Here is a 5,400-nt window from a genome sequence, read left to right on the forward strand (position 1 = left end):
TCTTGTGCCGTTCTCAGATCCTTACCTGTCAGTTCCTTGATGACTTCTGCTGTTATGTCCGACTTCAGCATCTTCAACTCGCTTTCAGTCACTTGTATCTCTCCCCTTAGAGGGCCGTAGCCCTCATATCATCTGGATTTGTGCTTCCTTTTCTATAAGTCGAAGCTGTTTATCTTTCTTAGCAACTTCTCTGCTTAACGACCTAATCAATGAATCTTTCAATACCTGTTCGTCCTCGCTCAATTCCTGCCGTTTAGCTCGTTTGATACACTTTACAAAAGGCCAGTATCCATGATCGACATACACACCGATATGCTCCGGTATTTCTTCCTTAACTTCTTCGAACAACTCCCGCGGCATAACGTAATAGTTAAAATTCCCACAGAAAGTGTTATGAGCTTTTGATCTGAAATCAGCTTTTGAAACCTTTATCTCATAACACCGCCATACTCCCTTTGTGTCGAAGGTGATGTAATCGACGCGCTCCTTGCCATACCAGCCAATCGTCACTTCGAAACAACCGAATACCCCCATCTTGTTCGTGGCTTTCCAAATAGACCGTTCTAGTGCAAGCGTTTCTGGTGTTTTGCTCATCTATCTCTCCCCTTAGAGGGCCCGAAGGCCCTAGTATGATGTGCAGTCTTCAGCAACGATCCAACATTCTTCCGCCCCGTTGTACCACCGAATTCGTAAGTCGATTTCACCTGTTCGCACGCAAGCTTTAACGTCCACAACATTACCTACATCTCCGCTGCGGTGACCGCCGTCTTCGTAACTTGATGAAACAAGCTCAACACGTTCATTCTCCCATTCTCGCAATGCAATTCGCCGTGTATGGTGCTTTCCATTGCTACAGTATTCCTTCCCGTATTCACGTTTTACAAAGCCATATTTCACGCCGCACTCTGGACAATATTTCATCGTTCTACACTCTCCCCGTCCTCGGTTGTTTTCCCACTGCAATATGACTCATCATCCGCTTTCCCGTATAACTCTTTTTTCGTATCATGCCGATACCAACATGCATTCTCAATCACTTCGCCCCATGCATACACAGGGCGATTATAGATACAACCTTCACACATGTTCCGTTCTCTCCCCTTGGGCTTTGCCCTGATTTAATATTCCAAGAAGCAACCGCAGCCGCCGATATCAAACAAATCAATCTGGCAGTTGTTCTTTCCGTCCTCGTATAAGTCCCTGATTGTATAAGGTTCACTGTTTCGCTTCATAAAGCTGTACCGTTTGACCTTCATATGTTCGTCTGTAGCCCCGGCGCTCGGATGGATATACAGCTTCGGACGATCGGCACGGTCATAGAAATAGTCCCGATATGCATCATCAAGCCGTTGCAACTCCATTTCCTCGACGTCTGGCGGTAGCTCCGAATCCTTGATGTACCGGAAGGCCGAAACACAGTTCCAAAGGTGGTGTTCTTGCTCCATAATCTTCTGGAAGACATCCGGCATGCGCTCTTTAAGCAGCTTGTAATGCCCTTGTCCGGCCTTGACGCAACGCCCATTACAGTTGTTGTGAGCGAATCCGTAATCGTACATCTTCGGCTGTCGGATTCCATGTTTCAGAAGTATTTTGTCTGTCCATATGTTGTGGTCTATCAATGGCATTTCAACTTTAAATGGCGCCCAATTTTTTACGATCGCAGGTTGTCGATGCATCTCATCGAAGCCAATCCCGAAGTAGAGCGTGGCGCCAGTGACAAAGTCCTCTTGTCGTAGATACTCCCGGTTCCGCCATTTCTCGATGGCTGGCGGCTTTCCTTTCATGAGAAAATCGCGGGCTACCTTCATTTTCAGGAGTTTCGAGCAGTCTCCGATCCGGGAGTTAAAAACAAGTTTCTTCTCGAACATGAGCTGCAGCGGATTAAGCCCGGCGCTGTGCGTTAGCATTGGTAGACGCAGTTTGTCAGATGCCTCGTCGATAAACCGGTATAAGTCCTCGTGCTCCCATAGTGTGTCAGTGAAGTACAGCAGGATGTTGTCATTCGGGTATTGCGTTTGAACCCAATCAGCAACCGCGAAGCTGGCTTTGCCGCCGCTGAAGAAGATTATGTGGTTGTTCATGCTCTCCCCTCCCTGCTGCCCATTTGGAATAGGTTGTTCACTCTATTCCCTCCCTTACACCTGGATGGAGTACTCAAAATGAGTTGTAATCTTGAGTAATTCGGTTTGTGTTACGTCTCCAGTGGAATATCTGAATGGCAATACGAGAATCGCGCCGCTAGACAGATAAATTGGCATGAAAGGTGACTCATATCCTCTCACGACTTTATCTGTCGTAAGCCCCATGAATCGGTCGTTTACTAATGCAAATCTATCGCCAATTTGCAGCACCCTTGCCTTCACACCATCAATATCTTTTAAGTAAGGAGTTACTAGCCCCTCAACATTTGCATCCTTGTACTTTGCTAAACCTTCATGGTTCAGTAGTGAGAAATCATCTTGTAGTTCTCCACCCATTATTTTCAACGATTGCCCGTCTTCTGGTATCCTCAAAAATATCCCGAGTAACACAGACATCACATCCCGAGGGACTTCTGTGAACGCAACCATGAAATGCCGATCTGTAATCGTGTGGCCATCTTCAAGCTTGCTCCATATCAAGGTTCTACTTGCTGCATATTTGAGTAGCTGACACAATTTCTTTGTATTTACTGACATGTCCGTTCCCCCTTATAGATTCCTAGCTCTGAAAAGGCTAGAAGTAGTTTTTCAAATGCCATACTCCGAATCTTTGCGTATGTCACCGCGCTTATTGGCGGATCGAGTTTGAATGAGTAAACCTGCATATCAGTTACTCTGTTTTGCTTCATGTACCGTTCCTGAATGATCTGTTTTTCAATTGGATCTAAGCCTGCTACGATGTCATCAATTGTCCTACAAATATGTGCTTCTTCTGGCACTTCTGATAGGTTGAGTTTGTTTAAGATATTGAAATGCCTGTACCGCTCAAAAACCTGTTCAATTGCTGCTTTGACCTCTTTTTTGGTCATAAAACCACCTTTTCACGTACATACGTTCGGTTTAGTGCATGTAAAGCGTCACGCCAGTATGTGGTTTACTGGTTATTTGCCGAAATAAGCTTTCGCCTTTTCCTTAACAATTTTGATTTTCAAACTTACTGCTTGATGTGTAATGTTGTACTTTCTTCCTATCTCTCTTTGATTGAATCCGACTGAGATAAGCTGAATGTATTCCTTTTCTCTCTGCGAGAGAGTGTCTAAAAAATCCTTGACGTGTATATCTGTATAATCTTCATCAGACGGTATCAAAGTGCCTAATGGAGTATCTACGTCATCGATTGGTGCATCAAGGGAAGTCATAGTTCTTTCAGCAGCATGTTCAAGTGCCTGTTCAGCATATGAAACTGGGATCTTCAATTGTTTGGCTATGAACTCTGCTGGTTCATTCTCCCATCGCCGTTTGTAAATTGACGTTGCTACTTCAAATATGTGCGTAGGTACTCGGATTGTCCTTCCGTTGCTGCGAAGATAAGTAAGAATGTATCCGTTTATATATCTGACACCTAGCGTTGAGAACGCGTACCCTTTCTTTTCATCAAATCGGGTGTATGCCATCATAAGGCCAATAGTCCCTTCTGATACTAAGTCCTCATAATCAACTCCAGTTAATCTTGAATATCTAGCAGCCGACTTCATTACTAGCCCCATGTTGTTCCGTATGAAAGTTTCAATGTCGCCCAGTGCCGGGTGTGAATGTGCTATTTGCGTCATGCTACATACACCCTTTCAACGACTGATAAGTAATCCACTGGAACCGTTGTTGTAGGTACTTCATAGGCATGCATTTCGAAGTCATCAATTGGAATGCTCTTTCTGCCTTTTGGCTCCTTGCTTCTCAACCAATATGATCTGAGAGTTTCAAATTGCATTAGATATGTTTTGTGTAACTTCGTGAAGTGTATTAGCAGAAATGCTATGCCCTGTTGACGGTGATACTTTTCCAAGTACTCATACTGGTGGTTATTCATGTTGCTAATATCGAATCTGGTCAAACTCTCAACCGATTTGGCCTCGAATGCTATTGCCCTGCCGTTTGCAACTCCGTCATAGTCTACTGTAGACGGTTTTTCGAAGAACCCAGCCATTACCTTACTGCCCCTTGAACGTGTAACCTTTACCGGAGTAGGCCGCTTGTTTATCACTGCCTTACCATTCCGGTCGTATGCCTCATTCGTATAATCGATCAGGCTTTCAAATGCCATTCCTCTATTTGCATGCGACATTCGTTTCCCCTCCTATTTTCGTTTCTAAGGCGTTCATATGGTCAACCCTTCCCGTTAGTCTCCTGAATCTGTAGACCACGAAATTGGCACAGTTCCGTTCGCCTGATGATCATTTCCGCCGTCCCCAAGGCGTGAGATGCTTGATCTTGAAATATACAACTCTCTCAGATGCCGTTATTTGTTGTGAGTAATAATGGCTAAACTCTCGCCGTATTTCTCCCCGACACTCATTACACACCGGAACTAATGCCCATGTTTTATTAGCGGATTTACCGCATCCGTCTACTTTGCATTTCATTGTCTTCACCCTCTCTAAGCCGTTTGTATAGTTCCTCTCCTGCTTGTTCTATATCAGTCTCCGTTGCCAAGTCATCCAGTATCACAGCGCATAATTGCTCTTTGGTTGCCGAAGTCCAGTTCATTCACTTAGCCCCCGGGTGGTCGTACTCTGCTGCTTGTTTGCTACAGCATGGGCACGGCCCTATTTTTAAACTGCCTTTAAATTGCCACACCATTACCTTTGTGTCTTCGCAGACTTCGCACATGCCGCTGTCACCTCAATCTATAGTTGAGCTCCATTCCGCCCGCCAACGTCACTGTATGGCCCTTTGCCATTTCTCGTAACCGGCTGCCGATTGCCTCGTCAATTCCGCACATCTGTGCGAAGCTTCGCTCTGAGCTAATCATGAGTGGCAGATTTTCTAGGTACCGATAGTTCACGATGGCGAAGAGTTGTTCCAGTTGAAACGGTGTAGGTTCCGTTCGCCCCTTGAACACATCGTCAAGGAATAACATCTTTGCTCGTTGTAGCCGCCCTATACGTTCATCCAATGCACTCAAATCGTTCTTTAGTTCGTTAAACCCCTCCACCCATGGGAAGTAGAGAACTTCTATCCCTCGCTGCAGAAGCTCATTAGCAGCCGCCATAAGCAGTGTTGTCTTGCCGCTACCAGGTCGCCCAAGGAGAGCTATGCTGTTTTGACGTTGATCTTTGATGTTGTCAAAGTCCCGTACATATTCACAAGCAACTGTATAGGCCTCTCTTACGATTTCTGGTACGTTCAGGTCAAAGACATCAAATGTCTTCTTGCGGAACTCCTCGGTAATAGCGGATGCTTTAAATAGTCGTTCCAAGTT

General features: G+C 45.2%; 10 protein-coding genes. All 10 read right to left on the reverse strand.

Annotated features, from left to right (window positions below; genetic code table 11):
• Positions 1-123: 123 nt before the first annotated feature.
• On the reverse strand, positions 124-594 hold the full coding sequence (locus tag M3661_RS29490; protein WP_251491017.1) for a hypothetical protein: 471 nt from the start codon (positions 592-594) through the stop codon (positions 124-126).
• A gap of 30 nt (positions 595-624) precedes the next feature.
• Entirely contained in the window at positions 625-921 is a 297-nt protein-coding gene (locus M3661_RS29495; protein WP_251491019.1) for a hypothetical protein, read from the reverse strand.
• Positions 918-1,085 carry a hypothetical protein gene (locus M3661_RS29500; RefSeq protein WP_251491021.1) on the reverse strand — a complete coding sequence of 56 codons (168 nt, stop codon included), beginning with the start codon at positions 1,083-1,085 and terminating at the stop codon, positions 918-920. The genes M3661_RS29495 and M3661_RS29500 overlap by 4 nt, the downstream gene beginning before the upstream one ends.
• A 33-nt stretch (positions 1,086-1,118) precedes the next feature.
• Positions 1,119-2,081, reverse strand: coding sequence for a phosphoadenosine phosphosulfate reductase domain-containing protein (locus M3661_RS29505; protein WP_251491023.1), 963 nt, complete (start codon positions 2,079-2,081; stop codon positions 1,119-1,121).
• A 54-nt stretch (positions 2,082-2,135) separates the two neighbouring features.
• Positions 2,136-2,678 (reverse strand): hypothetical protein, encoded by a 543-nt coding sequence (locus tag M3661_RS29510; RefSeq protein ID WP_251491025.1) that lies wholly within the window; start codon positions 2,676-2,678, stop codon positions 2,136-2,138.
• Positions 2,669-3,010 (reverse strand): hypothetical protein, encoded by a 342-nt coding sequence (locus M3661_RS29515; protein ID WP_251491028.1) that lies wholly within the window; start codon positions 3,008-3,010, stop codon positions 2,669-2,671. Before M3661_RS29515 ends, M3661_RS29510 begins: the two co-directional genes overlap by 10 nt.
• A 72-nt stretch (positions 3,011-3,082) precedes the next feature.
• Positions 3,083-3,751: a sigma-70 family RNA polymerase sigma factor gene (locus tag M3661_RS29520; protein ID WP_251491031.1), complete on the reverse strand. Its 669-nt coding sequence runs from the start codon at positions 3,749-3,751 to the stop codon at positions 3,083-3,085.
• Entirely contained in the window at positions 3,748-4,263 is a 516-nt protein-coding gene (locus M3661_RS29525) for a Holliday junction resolvase RecU (RefSeq protein WP_251491034.1), read from the reverse strand. Before M3661_RS29525 ends, M3661_RS29520 begins: the two co-directional genes overlap by 4 nt.
• Positions 4,264-4,532: 269 nt before the next feature.
• A complete protein-coding gene (locus tag M3661_RS29530; RefSeq protein WP_251491037.1) occupies positions 4,533-4,685 on the reverse strand; it encodes a hypothetical protein in 153 nt (50 codons plus the stop codon).
• A gap of 130 nt (positions 4,686-4,815) precedes the next feature.
• The coding region (locus tag M3661_RS29535) for an ATP-binding protein (RefSeq protein WP_251491040.1) at positions 4,816-5,400 on the reverse strand (585 nt) is incomplete at its 5' end.

Origin of the sequence: Paenibacillus sp. MER 180 (genome assembly GCF_023713665.1) — a bacterium.
GTDB lineage: Bacteria > Bacillota > Bacilli > Paenibacillales > Paenibacillaceae > Paenibacillus_B > Paenibacillus_B suaedae.

Bases quoted from the DNA above. Each gene is read 5' to 3' on its own strand.
- M3661_RS29520 (WP_251491031.1), bottom strand. From the start codon at position 3,751: ATGACGCAAATAGCACATTCACACCCGGCACTGGGCGACATTGAAACT.
- M3661_RS29490 (WP_251491017.1), bottom strand. From the start codon at position 594: ATGAGCAAAACACCAGAAACGCTTGCACTAGAACGGTCTATTTGGAAA.
- M3661_RS29505 (WP_251491023.1), bottom strand. From the start codon at position 2,081: ATGAACAACCACATAATCTTCTTCAGCGGCGGCAAAGCCAGCTTCGCG.
- M3661_RS29500 (WP_251491021.1), bottom strand. From the start codon at position 1,085: ATGTGTGAAGGTTGTATCTATAATCGCCCTGTGTATGCATGGGGCGAA.
- M3661_RS29510 (WP_251491025.1), bottom strand. From the start codon at position 2,678: ATGTCAGTAAATACAAAGAAATTGTGTCAGCTACTCAAATATGCAGCA.
- M3661_RS29530 (WP_251491037.1), bottom strand. From the start codon at position 4,685: ATGAACTGGACTTCGGCAACCAAAGAGCAATTATGCGCTGTGATACTG.
- M3661_RS29515 (WP_251491028.1), bottom strand. From the start codon at position 3,010: ATGACCAAAAAAGAGGTCAAAGCAGCAATTGAACAGGTTTTTGAGCGG.
- M3661_RS29525 (WP_251491034.1), bottom strand. From the start codon at position 4,263: ATGTCGCATGCAAATAGAGGAATGGCATTTGAAAGCCTGATCGATTAT.
- M3661_RS29495 (WP_251491019.1), bottom strand. From the start codon at position 921: ATGAAATATTGTCCAGAGTGCGGCGTGAAATATGGCTTTGTAAAACGT.